Genomic DNA, 18,236 nt, shown 5'->3' with positions numbered 1-18,236 from the left:
ATAATTTTCTTCAAATTGGTGTGGTCCTCCCAAGCAGGGCTTGGGAGGGGCGTATTGGTGGGAGAGCTATTTCTTTTTCAATGCTTGCTGTAGCAGCGCACCCATGCTACCCATTGCCGCTGGAGCAGGATTATTTTTCTGCGCCGCGCGCTGTTGGTTTTGCGATTGCGGACGCTCTCCGCCCTTCTTGCCTTCCACTTTTTCACCAGGTGTATCATCCAGACGCAATGACAGGGCGATGCGTTTGCGCGGTACATCCACTTCCATCACTTTGGCTTTGACTATGTCGCCAGCTTTTACCGCTTCGCGCGGATCTTTAATGAAATTGTGTGAGAGTGCAGAGATATGTACCAAGCCATCCTGATGCACGCCTATATCCACAAACGCGCCGAAGTTGGTAACGTTAGTGACAGTACCTTCCAAAATCATTCCCGGCACCAAATCGGTAATTTCCTCTACGCCCTCCTGAAATTGGGCGGTTTTAAATTCCGGGCGCGGGTCGCGGCCGGGTTTATCCAATTCTTTGATGATGTCGGTGACGGTGGGAACACCGAATTTTTCATCGGTATAGTCTGCCGCTTTTAAACCGCGCAAGAAGGATGAATCACCAATCAGACCTTTAATTTCACGCGCATTTTTTTGCGCTATTTTTTCAACAATGGAATAGGATTCCGGATGCACAGCAGAGGCGTCGAGTGGATTTTCGCCACCGGCAACACGCAAAAATCCTGCGGCTTGTTCAAAGGTTTTTTCACCAAAGCGCGGTACTTTTTTCAATGCGGCACGCGAATTAAACGCGCCGTTCTGGTTGCGGAATTCAACGATGTTATTTGCCAATGTCGTGTTCAGACCGGATACACGCGCAAGCAGCGCCGCCGATGCGGTATTCACTTCCACACCCACCGCGTTCACACAGTCCTCAACTACCGCATCGAGCGAGCGCGCCAGTTGTGATTGCGAAACGTCGTGTTGGTACTGACCAACCCCGATGGATTTTGGATCGATTTTTACCAATTCAGCGAGTGGATCTTGCAAACGGCGTGCGATAGAAATTGCACCGCGAATCGTTACATCCAAATCCGGAAATTCTTTCGCTGCAAATTCAGAGGCAGAGTAAACCGATGCCCCGGCTTCACTCACAATCACCGTGCTGGCTTTAATGTCGGTGTGCTTTTTCAATACATCTTTAGCAAATTTTTCTGTCTCGCGCGACGCGGTGCCGTTACCAATCGCAATCAAACCGACATTGTGTTTGTTGCACAGGTGAACCAGAATCGCTTCTGATTCGGCAATTTTATTCAGCGGCGGAGTTGGGTACATCACGCAATGGTCGAGCACTTTACCGGTCGCATCAACTACAGCAACTTTTACACCGGTGCGCATGCCTGGGTCGAGGCCGATAGTGGCTTTTTGCCCGGCGGGTGCGGCGAGCAACAAATCTTTTAAATTGGATGCGAATACTTTAATCGCTTCTTCTTCCGCTTTTTCGCGCAGCTCGCCGAGCAAATCGGTTTCCAAATGCGTTAACAGTTTTACTCGCCAGGTCCAGCGCACCACTTCAGCGAGCCAGCCATCTGCAGCGCGACCTTTATCTTGCACCTGCCAGTGTTCGGCGATCATGGTTTCGCAGGGGTGGCCAACGCGTGCTTCTTCATCGCCCACTTTGACGCTTATGGTCAGCACGCCTTCGTTGCGGCCGCGGAACATGGCGAGTGCGCGATGCGATGGCACCGATTTAAGCGGTTCGTCGTGTTCAAAATAATCGCGGAATTTTTGCACTTCTTGCGATGTATCCGTTTCTTTGCCAGTGGCAACACGCGCAGAAAAGGTTGCTTCCTGGGTTAAGAAATGGCGCAGGCGGCCAAGCAATTCGGCATCTTCACTGAATTTTTCCATCAGTATGTATTTGGCACCGTCGAGCGCGGATTTCACATCATTAATGCTGTGCTCGGCATTGAAGTATTTTGCCGCTTCCACTTCCGGTGCGAGCGCCGGGTCGGCCAGCAGTGCTTCGGCCAGTGGTTCAAGGCCTGCCTCTTTGGCGATTTGGCCCTTGGTGCGGCGCTTGGGTTTGTAGGGCAGGTACAAGTCTTCCAGGCGGTTTTTGGTATCGGCGATCTGGATCTCGCGCTCCAATTCCGGCGTGAGCTTCTCTTGTTCGGCGATGGATTTGAGGATCGCCGCACGGCGCTCTTCCAATTCGCGCAGGTAGCGCAGGCGCTCTTCCAAGGTACGCATTTGCGTATCGTCCAGCCCGCCAGTCACTTCTTTACGGTAGCGGGAGATGAAGGGCACGGTCGCGCCTTCATCAAGCAACCCGACGGCGGCGCTAACTTGTTGTTCCTGAACGTTTAATTCATCGGCAATGCGTTTGGCAATACTGGGTAAGCTGGTCATAGAAGAAATGCTCGTGTTGCGGCTTGGATCGGAAAGGGCACCATTATCCCCATATTCAGGGCGCCTGCCAGACTTGTTTTTAGCCGGTGTTTATGAGCGGAAAAGAATATTTTGCAACGGGTGAATCCGATTCGGCACTGCCTGCGTCTCAATCAATAACCGCGCCGTGAGTTAACCGAAAGAAGCCTTGCTTTTTAACATCCACTGAACATCCATTGATCGATGTATGACAACCGAAAGGAGCTGGACATGAAAACACTTATTGCCTCGGTTTTACTGCTTGCCGCAGGCTCTGCTGCTGCGCACAACTCGTGCAATCTGGAATTGGATGCGGGTGTGCGCATCACTGATAACAGCATTGAGTTCTATAACGAGGATCAGCAGGCCTACAAAATTGTTGAGGACCAATATCTGGTGGTGAAAGGGCGTGTGCTCAAACTCAATCAGATGCAACAAGAGATGGTCGCAAGCTACGCCGCCAGTATCCGCGCCGCCGTGCCGGAAGTACGCAGCATGGCGCTGGATGGAATTGATCTGGCGATTGACGCTATCACTATTACTTTCGATGGTTTGCTCGGCGAAAAGAATCAGGTCTCAGCGCAATTACTTACAGAGTTAAACAATGTAAAAAGTGATGTGAACCGTTATTTTAGCGCGGGTAATCCCATCACCTTTAATCGCGGTAATGAAGACACCCCCGAATTTTTAGGTAAATATTTTGAAACCCGGATCGAGCGTATTGTGGAGACTTCAGTACAAAACTCTATTGGCAGCATCATGATTGCAATGGGTAAAGAGGTGTTGGCATCGGGTGGTGATATGGACGCCTTTGAAGCGCGTATGAATAAATTCGGCGAGCAAATGGAGGTGCAGATGAATGCTAAAGCAGTGCGTATGGAGGCGCGCGGCGAGCAGCTTTGCAAGACTATACGTGCTGTTGATGCAAGGGAAGAGCAGTTAAAGCACGCTGTGCCGGCGATTGAGTCGTTTAATATTCTTCGCATCAGTTTGCCGGAAACCGACATTGCCCAGCACAAAATATAATGGGTGATAATTGTTTGCTGATTAATAGTATTCAATATTATTTTGTATAAAGACAGGAGCTGATTATGTTTATTCGTGCCTTAATAATGACTGCGATGGTTGCATTGGTCGCGCCGATGGCATTTGCCGAAACCATTGCCAAAACTTACCCTGTAAAAGACTTTACTGAATTTGTCTCCGGCGGAAATACGGCGGTAGAAATTAGCCAGGATGGTACTGAGTACTTGCGCGTTGAAGCTGATGCTGAAGTGATGAAGCGAGTAAAGGTGGATCAAAGCGGTAAGCGTGTGAGTGTGTGGGTAAAAAGCGACGGAAATTTTTTTAATTGGTTCGGTCACAGCAATGACCCTGTGCGCATAGTCTTGCGTGTAAAAGAATTGGACTATTTGGAAATATCTGGCGGCGCGCGCGCCACAGTTGGCGATTTGCAAGGTGAAAAATTCCAGCTCAATGTCAGTGGTGCGGGCAATGTTAATTTTGCGGAATTAAATGCAAAACTGTTGCGCATGGAATTATCCGGTGCCGCCAATGTGCGTATTAACAGTGTCAATAGCCAGGAACAGGATTATGATTTATCGGGAGCATCAAACGCCGAAATTCAATCCGCAAGCAATACCCAGGAGTTGGATGTAGGCGCGAGCGGTGCGAGTAACTTTCGCGCAAAAAATCTCATCGCTAAAAGAGCTCATTTGGAAGCAAGCGGCGCATCACACATAGAAGCATCCGTGACGGAAATGCTGGATGCCAATGCCAGTGGTGCGTCAAGTGTTGATTACTACGGCAGCCCCAAAGCGAAGACCGATGCAAGTGGCGCAAGCCATGTCAATTCGCATGCAGTTGAATAAACATCTGTAGATATAAGTGCTTTAATAAAATAAGGAGAGTAATTGTGAAACCAATATTGTATGGAGTTCTGTTGATGGTTGCTTTTGCTCAGTCAATCAGTGCAAGTGAGGCAGATTTGTCGCCACTGGCAGTAGTCAACAAACGCATGGATGCTTACAACCAACACAATCTGAACGCTTTTTTGGCCACCTATGCTGAGACTGTTCAAGTGTATACATACCCCGACAAACAGCTCGCCGGCGGCAAGGCGCATTTACAATCGATTTTTGAACCCATGTTTAAAGAGGGGAATGTTGCCGTAAAAATACATCAGCAAATCGAAAAGGACAGCTATGTGATTAATCATGAGACAGTGATCCACGCGGATAAAAAAACGGATTATGTCTCGATTTATAAAGTTGTTGATGGTTTGATAACTGAGGTGCGTTTTGTGCGGGATATGTAAAAACTCACGCCTCGGTTGGTAATCAAGAACATCATGTAAACGATGACTGGTTTTTCTTGCGGTACATTTCCGCGTCTGCATGGCGCAACAGGTCTTTCTCGTTGTCGCCGTGCTGCGGAAAATGCGCCAAGCCAATACTCGGTAAAATGGTGATGGTGTGTTCGGCAAGTGCAAAGGGTAGGCTAAGCGCCGCATAAATTTTTTCGGCAACCGCTGTACTCTGTTCGGGTCGCTCAATGTTTTCCAATAGGATCACAAATTCATCACCACCAAAACGTGCGATGGTATCGCACTCGCGCACGCAGTGTTCAAGGCGGCGCGATGCCTGCTCTAATAATAAATCACCGATATTGTGGCCGTAGTTATCGTTCACGGCTTTGAATTTATCCATATCCAGGTACAAGAGTGAAAAAATGCCGTGGTTGCGTTTTGCGCGTGCCATCGCAGAGTGAATGCGATCATAAAATAAGGTGCGATTAGGCAGGCGAGTTAATTGATCATAAAGTGCGAGGTGCTCAAGGCGCGCCATCATCTGTTTGCGTTCTACCGCCGCTGCAATTTGCGTAGAAACAAATTGCAATAACTCCATATTTTTTTCACTGTAATGGTGCTCGGGTGAAAAACTTTTTAATACCAATGCGCCCAATACCCCCGAATGGGATTTCAGTGGAACGCCCAGCCAACTTTGCAGCGCCTGCCGTTCATAGGAAGCGTTGTAGAGCTGCGCTTTATTGGTATCCAGCACCTGCGCCAATAATTGATTGGCGATCTCGGTCCCGTCATTGCTAAACGAAAGCACTACCTGCTCATGTGAGTAAGGAAAGCTGGTTAATGCGGAATTACTATCGCGCAGTGCCACCGAAAAATTTTCAGCGGCTAACAACTCGCTAATAATTCGATGGATTTGCGCGAAGAGGGCATGTAGATCCTGTGTATTGTGTGAGGCTTCAGCAATCGCAAAAACGGCCTGCTGAATGCTCTCAGCCTGTTTGCGCCGGGTGATATCGCGTGCAACCGCCACGCGGCATTGGTCCACTTCCGACCAGCGCGCCGACCACATAATGTGGACCGTCTCGCCATTTTTGCGGATATAGCGATTCTCGAAATGTGGCTGGGGTTCACCGGCAACAATCCTATCCACAGTTTGCAATGTGAGCTGGCGGTCATCCGGATGCACCAGCTCCAGCATTTGTCTACCCATCATCTCGGCTTGGGTGTAGCCAAAAATCTGCTCTGCACTGGGGCTGACATAAAGAAAGTGCCCGTTTTTATCCACTACGCACACGGCATCGACTAACAGGTCAATATATTTGCCCAGCGCAGGGAAGGTGAGGGAGTTCATAGCGTATATCCGTCTCTAATCGCCATCACTCAAGGCGTTGGCGTTGTTGTCTTCATAGCATAGTCAGATCGGAGGGGGCTTGTAAAACCTTTGCTAGCGATTTGTGCGTAGGGGGCTTGTCTAAAATTGTTATGCTGTTATAGTTATGTATAACACTGTGTTGGTGTGTGAAATGAAATCGCTAAGCCGGAATAGAAGATATGAATTGGAATGATGATCAGCCCATATATCGACAGCTGCGCGAAAAAATTGTGGCGTTGGTTTTATCGGGTGTATTCAAAGAGGGTGACGCATTGCCGTCGGTGCGGCAGGTCGCCAGTGACTATCAAATTAATCACATTACCGTGAGTAAGGCCTATCAGGAGCTAGTGGATATGGGGCTGGTGGAAGCGCGGCGCGGCATGGGTATGTATGTGGTGCAGGGGGCACAACAAAAACTGCATGACATCGAAAAAGAAAAATTTATCTCTACCGAGGTGCCTGCACTTTTGCTGCGTATGCGGCAATTGGGTGTAAGTAAAAAAGAATTGATCGCCGCGCTGCAAGCCGCGCAAGGGGAATAGTATGAGTCCGGTAATTAGTGCCCGGGGGGTACACAAACATTACGGTAAAAAAATGGCGTTGGATAATATTAATGTGCAAATCGACGCGGGAAAAGTTGTGGGCTTAATTGGCCCTAATGGTGCGGGTAAGACCAGCTTGTTAAAAGGGATTTTAGGTCTGGCCCCGGTAGCAGGCGAATTGACAGTGTTGGGAATGAATCCGCAGCGCGAGCGAGTGAAATTATTGGAGCAGGTTTCCTTTATTGCGGATACCGCCACTTTACCGCGCTGGATCAAGGTGCGTGAATTAATCGCTTACACCGAAGTCGTGCATCCGCGTTTTAGCCGCGCGCAGTGCATGGTTTTTTTAGCGAATACGGATATCCAATTAAACGATAAGGTGCAGCAACTTTCCAAAGGGATGGTGACGCAATTGCATCTGGCACTGATTATGGCGATTGATAGCAAGTTGTTGGTGCTGGATGAGCCGACCTTGGGGCTGGATATTCTTTATCGCAAACAATTTTATGAGCGGTTGTTGAATGATTATTACGATGCGCAAAAAACCATTGTGATCACTACCCATCAAGTCGAAGAAATTGAAGCTATCTTGACCGATTTGATTTTTATCAATCAAGGCAAGCTAGTACTGAATAGCAGCATGGACGAGATTGCCAACACTTATGTGGAGTTGCACGTGGATGCGCACTACAAGGAGCATGCGCTGGCACACAATCCGATTCATGTGCGCAATCTGCTCGGTGGTTTCGGTATGTTATATGAGGGCGCACATCACCAGCGCGATTCGCTGGCAGCCTTGGGGCGTTTGGCCACACCCAGCCTGAGTGATTTATTTGTCGCCAAGGTAAAACCACAAATGTTTGTCCAGGGAGGTGTGTGATGATCGCAACTATTGCGGCGCAAATGAAGCGTGAATTTTGGGAGCAGCGAGTCAGTTTTTTATGGGCGCCGCTGATTTTTATTTTTCTGGTTGAAGCGCTCTCTATTGGGGTAATGGTCAGTCCACAGAATCTTCACTTTCCCGAGAATGTGCCTATAACGCTGGATACGCTGACTGTTAAATCCTATTCATCACTTGATCGTGCTACCGGCAAAATACATTTGGATTTCAATACGCCTGACGCACTGGCATTAATTGCCTGCTTGCATCAAATCGTTGCCTGGGGGATTTTTGCGTTGATGTTTGCGGCGGCTATTGCGAACTACGTCCATAGCACCTTAATCGCCGACAGAAAAAGCCGGGAGATTTTATTTTGGCGCTCCATGCCGGTAAGCGAGACCACCAATGTAATGGCGAAATTATTAATGGTGTGTTTGGTTGTACCACTGTTGATCCTGCTCTGCAATTTATTGAGTTTTGCTTTGTTTATGATAACTGCACTATTCATGGGGCAAGATTTTTCACAGTGGTGGCCAGCGCTAAAAATGGGAGTGCTCAGCTTCAAAATATTAGGCAGTAGTTTTGTAGTTGTGCTGCTGATACTGCCTTTTATCTGCTGGGGATTATTTGCCTCTGCATTTGCAAAGCGTTCACCGGTCACTATCAGCATCGCAATTCCGGCAGGCTTATGGTTGGCCGATGTATTGCTGCAAAAATATGCTGAGATTAGTCTAGGAGTTAAGGCGTTGTTAGGCGGCTATTGGCAATTTGCATCCACCTCTTTTCGTAAGTTGTGGGGCTCTGAGGGCTATAGAATATTGGATATTAATCTGGCGTCTGCGGTAGATCCAAAAATCTCCTCAATCGCGATAATTATTTCTGTGCTTTTGGTTGCAGCCACTATTTGGCTGCGCAATAACCGTTACGAGATTTAATCGATATGATTAAGGTTCAAGGAATTACCAAAAAAGTTGCAACCCAGGAAGGCGATTTGATTATCTTGCGGGATATTTCATTGGCTGTCGCGCAGGGAGAATCACTTGCGATAACCGGAGCATCGGGTTCAGGCAAATCAACCCTCTTGGGCATTTTGGCAGGATTGGATGTGCCAACCACAGGTAGCGTCAGCTTAAATAATCATTCGCTTACCTGTCTTGATGAAGAGGGGCGTGCGCAAGTCAGGGCAGACAATGTGGGTTTTATTTTTCAATCTTTCCAGCTATTGCCTGGGCTCTCGGCGCTGGAAAATGTCATGCTACCGCTGGAATTGCGCGGCAATAAAAAAGCAAAATCCCTCGCGCTGGATTTTTTAGCGCAGGTGGGATTGGATAAGCGTATGAGCCATTACCCGCAACAGCTCTCTGGTGGTGAGCAGCAACGGGTTGCGGTCGCACGCGCCTTTGCCAGTCAACCTAAAATTCTTTTCGCCGATGAGCCGACCGGCAATTTAGATTCTGCGACAGGCGCACGCATTATTGATTTGCTCTTTGAGTTAAATGCTGAACAGGGCGCAACACTGGTTCTGATCACCCATGAAGATCGGCTTGCAGCGCGTTGCCAAACACGTATTGAATTATCGGCAGGCGAAATGATGCCATCGCAGGGTAAACAATAATGTTGGCATTAAAATTATTGCTGCGTAATTGGCGCAGTGGCGAGTTAAAGCTGTTGGCTGTTTCCCTTATTCTTGCGGTGGCTGTCTTAAGTGGCATCTCTATTTTTTCGGCAAGACTTGAATCAATCCTGTTGTTACAAAGTAATAGCATCTTGGGTGCAGATGCTGTTGTAAGTGGTTCTGTGCCGATAAGTCAGGAATGGATTGACCGCGCCACAGAAGACAAATTCCAGCAATCATTTTCCACTATGTTTATGTCAGTTGTTTATGCCGGCGATGAGATGCAAATGGCATCGATTAAGGCCGTAGATTCGTATTACCCATTGCGCGGGCAATTGGACATTAGCCATGTGGCTTATGCGGAAAATGCAGTTGATATTAGAACGGCCAGTGTAGCTCCTGCCGCCGGTGAGGTGTGGGTAGACTCACGATTGTTCTCCGCATTAAAAGTAGCCATGGGTGACAGGGTTTCCGTAGGCGATGTGGATTTGACGCTAACTAACATACTTATTGATGAGCCGGTCGGCGTGAATCCGTTTTTTAACTTTGGCGCGCGCTTGATAATGAATATTGCTGATCTGCCAAAAACCAATATTCCGCAAGAGAATTATCAATGGCTGCTTGCTGCGAGCAATAGCAAAAATTTGACTGGCTTTCTTGAAAAAATAAAACCTAAGCTTAATCAACATCAAAGTATTGCAACCATTGAGTCATCGCAGGAACAGTTAACGGCCAATTTAAAAACCGCCAAAAACTTCCTGATAATTGCATCGGTGATGGCGGTGCTCCTGGCTGGTGTCGCAATTGCTATTGCGGCACGCCAGTTCTCAATGCGCCACACTAATCAGGTTGCGCTTATGAAAAGCTTGGGCGCTAGTGCTGTGCGTGTCCGGTTATTATATTTCGGACAGTTATTGATGTTGGGTGTGGCGGCGGCTTTGTTTGGTTTGGTGATAGGTTACGGGATTCAGGAAATTGTCGCAGTCAACATCAAGCAGTGGTACCACATTACGCTTGCGTCATCGGGTGCTTATCCCTATGTGCTGAGTTTTATCGGAGGTTTGGTTTGTGTGTTGTGTTTTGCATTGCCTGCGCTTTGGTTTTTGCCTGGTGTTCCCCCACTAAAAATTTTACGCAGGGAATTAGCGGTGAATATGCCGCAGGTGTGGTTGCAAATAGGCTTGGCAGTGTTTGCGATGGTGACGTTGGTGGGGCTATTTAGTCGCAATATAAAAATCACCTTAAGTTCAACTCTGGGATTACTGGTTGTTTTAGTGGTGGCCTGTGTTGTGTCCTGGTTGTTGTTGAAAATCAGTAAGCTATTTATTAGCAATTTAGGTGGGGTCTGGCGGCTTGCATTTGCGGGAATGCAAAAACGTAGGGGGCAAAGTGTTGTACAGGTGGCCATTTTTGCCGTGGCTTTGATGCTATTGCTAACCATGACGATTATTCGTACCTCATTTATTGCGGAATGGCAGAGGCAAATTCCCGCTGATTCACCGAATCATTTTATTGGCAATATGAATGCTGCTGACGTGGCAGATTTCAAGCAGTTTTTGCTCGATAGACGTATTAATGTGAACCCCATTTATCCTGTCGTAAGAGTCCGAATCGCAAAAATCAATACGGTCGAACCGAGTGCGGAATTGAGTAACCGCCATCCTGCATTTAAACAGGAGTTAAATGTCACTGATTTCGATTCATTGGCAAGTGATCATGAGATTGTGGAGGGGCAATGGTGGGATTTATGGCAAAAAACTGCACCCAATAGCGTGGGGGTTTCAGTCGATGCTGAATTCGCAAAACTTATTGGACTACATATCGGCGATCAACTGGCTTTCTCTGTTGGGGGCTTAGCCTTGAATGCAGAAGTGGCCAGCTTTAGGCGTATTGACTGGGAGTCGTTAAATCAAAATTTCTTATTTATATTTGAGCCAACTGCACTTGACCGTTTTTCACCGATTTATGGCACCAGTGCGTTTATTCCAACAGGCGATACGCAATACTTTAACCATTTTGCTCGCGAACATCCCAATTTATTGGTATTGAATTTCGGGAGCATGATTGAAAATATCCAAAAAATTATCAGTCAGGTTAGTAACGGTATTGGCTTGGTGCTTTGGTTGACCCTGAGCGCCGGGTGTCTGGTGTTGTTTGCGGCGGTAATGGGCAGTATTGAAAGCCGCAAACAAGAAGCAGGCCTGCTGCGTGCGTTGGGAAGTTCGCGCCGCTTAATGTTGGGCAGCGTGCTGGTCGAGTTTGCCATTCTGGGCTTTTTATCGGGTTTAATTGCTATCGCTGGTGCCGAATCATTTTTGTTCGCTTTGCAACATCTTGTGTTTAAGAATGAAATGCAACCTCACTACGCGTATTGGTTGGCATCGCCACTTATTGGAATGGTATTTATTGCAACCTTGGGTGTTGTTTGTTGTCGCACTGTCGTTGTTACACCTCCTGCAGTGGTGCTGCGCGAGGCCACTTAATCATTGGTGTAGTTTTATAATAGAAAGGAAATTTTAATGATCAAACGTTTTTTTTGGTATGGCTACTCGCCTATATTCGTCATGTTTTGTGCGATGAGCCTTTCTGCTACGGTAATGGCCGATGGCCTTACTGATTTTCGCAGCGCCTTAACACAGCTAAAGTCTACTGACCCCATTGCCGTCAATGCGCAGTTCAAGTTATTTGGCCGCAGCGGCGAGCACGACGAATTAATTGAACGTGAAGGCGTAATTAATATGCGTTTGGAGGATGGCGCGAATGGGTTGCAAGCGGTTTATTCCCCAGCACTGATTGGGCAATTACACGCAGAAGAGCTGGCAAAAATTGAGGATGAAAATGTAAAGAATTCAGCACTCAATGCGGTTGGGCAGTTTCAATATTGGGAATGGCGCGAACTTTTGTATCCTGCAGCACAAATGGAGCTGATGCTCGGACGCTGCCGCTTTGTTAGCGAAAAAATGGATGTATTCAACGGCAGTCCAACCAGATTGCTCACCTTTAGTATGCCTAAAGAAAAAATCGATAAAAGCTTTCGGCAATATGTAAAGAAATACAAAAACCATTTGCAGATATGGATTGACGATAAAGGCGTCCCGCTCGCTAGCCAGTTAACTGAAAAGGGTTCTGGGCGCATATTTATCGTGATTGGTTTTACCTTCAAGAATGAAATCTACACCGAATATCGTCAGCAGAACGGGCGGTTAATCGCCGTAAAACGCGAAGTAAAAGATGAAAGCTCGGGTGCAACTATGCAAAGCCAACGGCATTTTATCGCCACTGTGAATCTAGTTAACTAAGCGGCAAGAGGAACCTAAGGCCAGCCAATATGGTCATATTGGCTGGGCATAGCAGTCTGCTGCAAAAACTCTTCATCGCCCGTACTCCACCTTGTGCAATGGCTCTGTGCTAGCGCCCCTGTGCGAGCACCACTGTGCGTGCCACCCCAAACTCTGCTAGGCTTTGCCCGCCAATTGAACCAACTCTAACCCTAAAGGAACTACGCTATGTTAAAGCGCTACTCGGCCTATGCCTTCAGTTTGCTGTTGCTGGGCGGAATCAGTTTGGTGGGCTGCCAATCCACCAGCAGCTCCAAGCCTGCAGTACAAAACCTTGAACAAGTCACCATCATTAAGAGCCCTAATGATGATCGCCAGTATTCGGCGCTTTTGTTGCCTAATGGTTTGCAGGTGGTTTTGGTCTCTGACCCGACATTGGAAAATTCTGCGGCGTCGATTGCCGTGGGCGTGGGCAGTGCACATGACCCTAAAACGCAATTGGGTTTGGCGCACTATCTTGAGCATATGTTGTTTTTGGGAACGGAGAAATTTCCTGAGCCCGACGGCTTTATGAAGTACACCCAGGCTAATGGTGGTATGACCAACGCCTTTACTGCGTATGATAAAACCAATTATTTATTCCAGATTAATGCCGGAAAGTTTGATGAGGCTTTGGATCGTTTTAGCGACTATTTTAAGAAGCCGACCTTTGATCCGCATTTCAGTGATAAAGAGCGCAATGCGGTTAACAACGAGTGGTCGCTGCAAAAAGCGCAAGACGGCTGGAATTTATTTGCGCTGCAAGGTTTTACCGCCAATCCAGAAAGTCCTGCCGCTAAATTTAACATTGGCAATTTGGATACATTGAAAGATAAACCGGGTTCAACTTTGCAAGATGAAATGAAAAAATTTTATAACAGCTATTACTCCGCCAATATCATGAAGTTGACTTTGGTGGGTAAACAATCCCTGCCTGAATTAAAAGCCCTCGCTGAAAAACATTTTTCGTCAATTCCCAATAAAAATGTGACCTTGCCTGAAGTTACTGTGCCGGGTTTAACCAAAACCGAAATGGGCAAGAGCATTCACTATAAGCCGATTAAAGAATTGAAAGCACTCTATGTGGATTTTCCAGTGAAATCTAACAAACACCAGTGGCGTTTGAAGCCCAATGAGTATGTGCGCAATTTAATTACTTCGGAAGAGCAGGGCACCTTGGGTGAGCAGTTGCGCAGTAAAGGTTTGGTAAAAATGATTACCGCCTATATCGACGCAGAGGGTTATGGCCCCGATGGCTTCTTGCGCGTGCAAGCAGAGTTAACCGATGCGGGGCTGCAACAGCAGGATGAAATCATCGCGGCGATTTTTTCCTATATCGATCTGATCAAGCGCGATGGTTTGAATCCCAATTACTACCGCGAATTGCAAGCCATGCGCAGCAAAGATTTTGCCAATGCCTCCAAGTCCGAGCCGCTCGACCAAGCGGTGGAATTGACTATGTTGCAGTTTGATTTGCCGGTAGAAAATTTATTAAATGCCGATTACATCTACGACCGTTACGACGCCAAATCAATTAAAAATCTGCTAGCGCAATTGGACGAGCGCAACGCCCGGGTGTGGTACATCAATCCCACTGAAAAAGCTGAAACCCCTGTACCCTTCTTTGATGGAAAATATGCAATCCGCTCTATTAGTGCCGAAGAATTTGCGCGTTGGGATTCATTGGCTGCTAAACATAAATTTAATTTGCCACCGCTGAATGATTTATTTACCGATAAACCTGCGCCGATTGTTGATAACCTTCACCTCAAGCCTCATCAGGTTGTTAGCCAAGCGGGCGTAGAAGCTTATCTGACTCACGCTGAGCATTATCGTGAAGACAAGGGCCAGGTATCAGTGCAAATCAATGTCGATTTTTCACTAAAGTCGCCCAAAGAGATTGTTCTCTCTTCGTTGATTAATGATATTTACAACAAACAAACCATGACCCTGGCTGATCGCGCCGGGCGCGCATCCTTGGGGGTTTCGGCGACCGTGATGGATGCCAATAGTCAGGGTATTTTCATTTCCGGTTACACCACTAAACATCCATTGCTGTTAACGCAAATGCTGAAAGAATTTTCCACGTTGGATATTAGCGATAAAGCGTTTAATGAAGCGCTGGATAGCTTTCAGCAAAATGTTGCCAACAAAGAAAAGAACCATGTGTTCCGCCAGTTGTTTGGCCACGGCCAGCGTTTGACCAGTAAAGTGCAATGGACCGATGAGCAGCTGCTTACCGCCGCAAAAACAATTAGCAAAGCCGATGTAGTTGCTTATCATGCCGCCATTAAACGCGATCCACTGTTGCGCATTTTTGCGGTGGGCAATTACACCGACGCGCAAATAAAAGAAATGGCTTTGGCAGCGGCTGCGATTCTTCCCGGCACTCGTACACCGGCGCAGCGTGTAGTCAATCAATATGTGACTCCTGCACCCGGCAAGGCTATTAACTTCAGCGATGATGTTGAGCTGGCTGATAGCGCGGTTTTGCAAGCCTGGTTTGGCAGTGAAAAATCCGATGATGAACAGGCGCAATTGGCGGTATTAAATTCGCTGTTCAGCAATGACTTTTTTATGCAGTTGCGTACTCATGAACAATTGGGTTATGTGGTCACCAGCTTTAATTATCCGGTCGATGACATTCCCGGCTTTGTGATGTTGGTACAAAGTTCCAATACGGATTTGCCTGGCATTAAAGCGCGTATGGATAAATTCCGCACCGAATATCTGGCCAAATTAAAAGCCACTGATGCAGCGGAAATCGAACAGGCCAAACAGGCAATGATTGCTAATGTGCTGCAAAAGCCAACGGATTTTTATGCTGAAGCCGGTCTCTACACAGGCGAATTCTGGCATGGTAAATATCAATTTGACGCTCGCGATCGTTATTTGGCCTCGCTGCGAAAAGTCACTAAAGACGATTTGGTTAAAATCTACGAACAATTATTGCTCAGCGATAAAGTGGGCAAAGCGCTCCTGCAATTGCGCGGTACCAACTTCAAAGCAAAACCTTTTGCACTGGCAAAATAATCCTGCCAGAGCATTTGTTATAACTCTGACATAGTCCCTGCAATGTATTTGCAGGGACTATTGGATTCGGGGATTATTGGATTAAAATAGAAATCTTATTTAATTTTAGCGAGTGAACCATGAGCGACAAAAACGACGACGATCTCTTCTGGGAGTTGGTTGAAAAATTTATCGAGCAGGCCAATGACGCCTGCGAAGATGCTGACCCCGGTATTGTCAGCGCCGCGCTTATGAATGCGGCAGCGCGCTTTAATGCCTTCGTCGTCGCCCAAAGCTCGCTCGATAAAAATGAGTTTGCTGAAGACGTGGAAGGCACAACGAATTATTTGTCTGGCCGTTACCGCGATTTCCTTAAAGAACATATGGAAGATTACCGGGAGAATTACACCGCCTTAATTGGCAACAGGGAGTTGCCGGAAGAATAGATCGGTTTGGTATTGAAAAAGCAGCTTCGGCTGCTTTTTTGTTATTTGTCCAAATAAATATGTGTAAAACTGGTGCATGCGGAAATAATGTGTGTTTATCTTTTTCTTGTATACAAGTATATTGACTGTTTTCTGATTATCCTCCAATAACCATAAAAGCCACTACTTATGAGAAACCCACGAGCCGTTTATTTGCAGCTGATTTGCCTTTCTTTACTCTCTATTTCCAATGCTTTTGCCGATGTCACTTTGCCGCGCCTGTTAAATGACGGTGCGATTCTCCAGCGCGATAAACCTTTAACGATTTGGGGTTGGGCGGCCGAAGGCGAGAAGGTGACCGTGAGTTTTGCAGGTAAGCAAAAATCAACCCAGGCCGTTGATGGTAAATGGCAAGTGACGTTTCCCTCGCGCAAAGCGGGTGGGCCTTATGAGTTAGTGGTTACGGGTGAGAAGAGTCAGCTTAAGCGCAGCAATATTTTATTGGGGGATCTCTGGGTTGCATCGGGGCAGTCCAATATGGAATTACCCTTGCGCCGTGTGAGATACCAATATCCGGGGCTGATTGAAACTACACGGCAGCCCAACATCCGCGAATTTAATGTGCCTGTTACTTATGCCTTTAAAGGTCCCTTGAGCGATTTCACCCAAGGCGATTGGAAAACGGCGACGCCGGAAAATTTGGAAAATTTTTCTGCGGTAGGATTTTTCTTCGCACAAAAATTATTGGCGGAAAATCAAGTACCGGTGGGTATCATCACGCTTCCTGTTGGCGGTTCACCGGCAGAGGCTTGGGTGAGCGAATCCGTGTTACAAAAATATCCGCAATATTTGCAGAAGCTGCAACCGTTTAAAGATGATGCCCATGTGCAGGCGACTATCGCTAAAGACAAAGCCAATAGCGACAAATGGTATGGTGATTTGGGAGCTGCTGATATTGGATTGAAAAATAATTGGTCGCAAGAAAAGCTCGATACCAGCGCGTGGAAAACATTGCAAGTGCCGGGATTTTTAAAAGAGCAGGGCATCGATTTTACTAATGGTGCATTCTGGGTGCGTAAAACCGTCGAGCTGACGCAAGCTCAAGTCGCGAAAAAAGCGGTGCTCTGGTTGGGTTGTATTGTCGATGGCGACCAGGTCTTCGTGAATGGGCAAGCGGTTGGGCAAACGGGGTATCAATATCCTCCACGTATTTATGCGGTGCCTGCGGGACTGTTAAAAGCCGGTAAAAATAGCATCGCTATTCGTGTAACCAGTTATTCCGCTAATGCCGGTTTTGTAAAAGATAAACGCTACGCGCTGATGTTCGGCGAAAGTAAATTTGGTGCGGCTTATTCAGGTGATGAAGAAGTTTCATTGCGCGGTGAGTGGCAGTATCAGATCGCCGCTACTGCGGGCGCTATGCAACCGGGTACGACTTTGCATTATCTTCCAACGTCATTGTTTAACGCAAAACTGGCGCCTGCATTGCCGCTAAAAATAAAAGGCGTAATTTGGTATCAGGGCGAATCCAACGTAGATCGCGCAGCGGAATATCACCAATTAATGACGGATTTAATTGGCGATTGGCGCAAACAATTCCAACAATCCGATTTGCCTTTTATCTATGCCCAATTGGCCAATTTCCTTCCCGCTGCGAGTCAACCGGGCGAGAGTGGATGGGCTGAATTGCGTGAGGCGCAGCGTAAAACACTCGCGGTAAAAAATACGGCGATGGCGGTGGCGATTGATGCGGGTGAATGGAACGATATACATCCGCTGGATAAACAAAAAGTGGGTGAACGTTTGGCGTTGGGCGCGTTGAAAGTGGCTTATGGTAAAAAATCGCTGCTTGCATCCGGGCCATCGCTGAAAAAAGTGAAGGCGAAGGGCAATAAAGTAGAGTTAACGTTTGCGGATGTGGATAAGGGGCTGCACGCGGTTGGTGGCGAGTTAAAGCATATTGCGCTTGCGGGCGCGGATAAAAAGTTTGTGTGGGCCAAGGCGGAGGTGAAGGGTAACAAGCTGATGGTGTGGGCGGATGTTGTTGCTGAGCCTAAATGGGTGCGTTATGCATGGGCCGATAACCCAGAGGGGGCAAATCTGTATAATAGCGCCGGTCTGCCTGCATCGCCGTTTGAGGCTCGTGTTTTGGATTAGTTTTTGCTGTGCCCCCGCCGCATGGATTCCGGAGTCTTTTCAGAGACTCGCCGTGAACCCATCCATGGGGGCTCATTGCCCGCATCCCTGCGGGCAACGGCCTCTGAAAAGACTCCGGAATCCATGCTGCTACCTATGCATTTCAAATAGGAAAAAACAGCAAACGCCGATGCAGAAATCATTTTCTCATCGG

Annotated in this window: 14 protein-coding genes; 12 read left to right on the top strand and 2 right to left on the bottom strand. The window is 47.4% G+C overall.

Annotated elements, in window-relative coordinates:
* Positions 1-66 precede the first annotated feature (66 nt).
* Complete coding sequence (locus J2X05_RS12540; RefSeq protein WP_310072930.1) at positions 67-2,397, bottom strand: Tex family protein; 2,331 nt, start codon at positions 2,395-2,397, stop codon at positions 67-69.
* A 249-nt stretch (positions 2,398-2,646) separates the two neighbouring features.
* On the opposite strand from J2X05_RS12540, the gene J2X05_RS12535 reads away from it, so the two are divergent.
* The 3 genes from J2X05_RS12535 (at position 2,647) to J2X05_RS12525 (ending at position 4,732) form a co-directional block, all read left to right on the top strand.
* The gene (locus tag J2X05_RS12535; protein WP_310072929.1) at positions 2,647-3,441 is read left to right on the top strand and encodes a DUF2884 family protein; all 795 of its coding nucleotides are present in this window, start codon (positions 2,647-2,649) and stop codon (positions 3,439-3,441) included.
* Between the two features lie 65 nt (positions 3,442-3,506).
* Positions 3,507-4,286 carry a GIN domain-containing protein gene (locus J2X05_RS12530; protein ID WP_310072927.1) on the top strand — a complete coding sequence of 260 codons (780 nt, stop codon included), beginning with the start codon at positions 3,507-3,509 and terminating at the stop codon, positions 4,284-4,286.
* Positions 4,287-4,330: 44 nt separating this feature from the next.
* Positions 4,331-4,732: a nuclear transport factor 2 family protein gene (locus J2X05_RS12525; protein WP_310072925.1), complete on the top strand. Its 402-nt coding sequence runs from the start codon at positions 4,331-4,333 to the stop codon at positions 4,730-4,732.
* Between the two features lie 31 nt (positions 4,733-4,763).
* Here the strand turns inward: J2X05_RS12525 and J2X05_RS12520 are convergent, their stop codons facing one another.
* Complete coding sequence (locus J2X05_RS12520) at positions 4,764-6,074, bottom strand: diguanylate cyclase domain-containing protein (RefSeq protein WP_310072923.1); 1,311 nt, start codon at positions 6,072-6,074, stop codon at positions 4,764-4,766.
* 200 nt (positions 6,075-6,274) lie between these two features.
* Here J2X05_RS12520 and J2X05_RS12515 point away from each other — a divergent pair, with 200 nt between their 5' ends.
* The 9 genes from J2X05_RS12515 to J2X05_RS12475 all read left to right on the top strand — a co-directional run bounded on the left by J2X05_RS12515 (position 6,275) and on the right by J2X05_RS12475 (position 18,043).
* A complete protein-coding gene (locus J2X05_RS12515; protein ID WP_331351182.1) occupies positions 6,275-6,637 on the top strand; it encodes a GntR family transcriptional regulator in 363 nt (120 codons plus the stop codon).
* A gap of 1 nt (position 6,638) precedes the next feature.
* A complete protein-coding gene (locus tag J2X05_RS12510) occupies positions 6,639-7,517 on the top strand; it encodes an ABC transporter ATP-binding protein (RefSeq protein ID WP_310072921.1) in 879 nt (292 codons plus the stop codon).
* Entirely contained in the window at positions 7,517-8,452 is a 936-nt protein-coding gene (locus J2X05_RS12505) for a hypothetical protein (protein ID WP_310072919.1), read from the top strand. The genes J2X05_RS12510 and J2X05_RS12505 overlap by 1 nt, the downstream gene beginning before the upstream one ends.
* A gap of 5 nt (positions 8,453-8,457) precedes the next feature.
* Positions 8,458-9,132 (top strand): ABC transporter ATP-binding protein, encoded by a 675-nt coding sequence (locus tag J2X05_RS12500; RefSeq protein ID WP_310072917.1) that lies wholly within the window; start codon positions 8,458-8,460, stop codon positions 9,130-9,132.
* Entirely contained in the window at positions 9,132-11,615 is a 2,484-nt protein-coding gene (locus J2X05_RS12495) for an ABC transporter permease (protein ID WP_310072915.1), read from the top strand. Before J2X05_RS12500 ends, J2X05_RS12495 begins: the two co-directional genes overlap by 1 nt.
* 36 nt (positions 11,616-11,651) lie before the next feature.
* Positions 11,652-12,431: a hypothetical protein gene (locus J2X05_RS12490; protein WP_310072913.1), complete on the top strand. Its 780-nt coding sequence runs from the start codon at positions 11,652-11,654 to the stop codon at positions 12,429-12,431.
* Positions 12,432-12,638: 207 nt separating this feature from the next.
* On the top strand, positions 12,639-15,482 hold the full coding sequence (locus tag J2X05_RS12485) for an insulinase family protein (RefSeq protein WP_310072911.1): 2,844 nt from the start codon (positions 12,639-12,641) through the stop codon (positions 15,480-15,482).
* A 119-nt stretch (positions 15,483-15,601) separates the two neighbouring features.
* Positions 15,602-15,907 carry a DUF3144 domain-containing protein gene (locus J2X05_RS12480; protein WP_310072909.1) on the top strand — a complete coding sequence of 102 codons (306 nt, stop codon included), beginning with the start codon at positions 15,602-15,604 and terminating at the stop codon, positions 15,905-15,907.
* A gap of 168 nt (positions 15,908-16,075) precedes the next feature.
* Positions 16,076-18,043, top strand: coding sequence for a sialate O-acetylesterase (locus J2X05_RS12475; RefSeq protein WP_310072908.1), 1,968 nt, complete (start codon positions 16,076-16,078; stop codon positions 18,041-18,043).
* The last annotated feature ends 193 nt before the right edge of the window (positions 18,044-18,236 follow it).

The organism is Cellvibrio fibrivorans (assembly GCF_031457055.1).
GTDB lineage: Bacteria > Pseudomonadota > Gammaproteobacteria > Pseudomonadales > Cellvibrionaceae > Cellvibrio > Cellvibrio fibrivorans.
The sequence above is the reverse complement of the archived record's forward strand: the minus strand, read 5'-3'. Positions and strand labels throughout refer to the sequence as shown.

What these genes read in the sequence shown, in the direction of transcription:
- J2X05_RS12540 (WP_310072930.1), bottom strand. Translation starts at nt 2,397, where the DNA reads ATGACCAGCTTACCCAGTATTGCCAAACGCATTGCCGATGAATTAAAC.
- J2X05_RS12535 (WP_310072929.1), top strand. Translation starts at nt 2,647, where the DNA reads ATGAAAACACTTATTGCCTCGGTTTTACTGCTTGCCGCAGGCTCTGCT.
- J2X05_RS12530 (WP_310072927.1), top strand. Translation starts at nt 3,507, where the DNA reads ATGTTTATTCGTGCCTTAATAATGACTGCGATGGTTGCATTGGTCGCG.
- J2X05_RS12520 (WP_310072923.1), bottom strand. Translation starts at nt 6,074, where the DNA reads ATGAACTCCCTCACCTTCCCTGCGCTGGGCAAATATATTGACCTGTTA.
- J2X05_RS12515 (WP_331351182.1), top strand. Translation starts at nt 6,275, where the DNA reads ATGAATTGGAATGATGATCAGCCCATATATCGACAGCTGCGCGAAAAA.
- J2X05_RS12510 (WP_310072921.1), top strand. Translation starts at nt 6,639, where the DNA reads ATGAGTCCGGTAATTAGTGCCCGGGGGGTACACAAACATTACGGTAAA.
- J2X05_RS12505 (WP_310072919.1), top strand. Translation starts at nt 7,517, where the DNA reads ATGATCGCAACTATTGCGGCGCAAATGAAGCGTGAATTTTGGGAGCAG.
- J2X05_RS12500 (WP_310072917.1), top strand. Translation starts at nt 8,458, where the DNA reads ATGATTAAGGTTCAAGGAATTACCAAAAAAGTTGCAACCCAGGAAGGC.
- J2X05_RS12495 (WP_310072915.1), top strand. Translation starts at nt 9,132, where the DNA reads ATGTTGGCATTAAAATTATTGCTGCGTAATTGGCGCAGTGGCGAGTTA.
- J2X05_RS12490 (WP_310072913.1), top strand. Translation starts at nt 11,652, where the DNA reads ATGATCAAACGTTTTTTTTGGTATGGCTACTCGCCTATATTCGTCATG.
- J2X05_RS12485 (WP_310072911.1), top strand. Translation starts at nt 12,639, where the DNA reads ATGTTAAAGCGCTACTCGGCCTATGCCTTCAGTTTGCTGTTGCTGGGC.
- J2X05_RS12480 (WP_310072909.1), top strand. Translation starts at nt 15,602, where the DNA reads ATGAGCGACAAAAACGACGACGATCTCTTCTGGGAGTTGGTTGAAAAA.
- J2X05_RS12475 (WP_310072908.1), top strand. Translation starts at nt 16,076, where the DNA reads ATGAGAAACCCACGAGCCGTTTATTTGCAGCTGATTTGCCTTTCTTTA.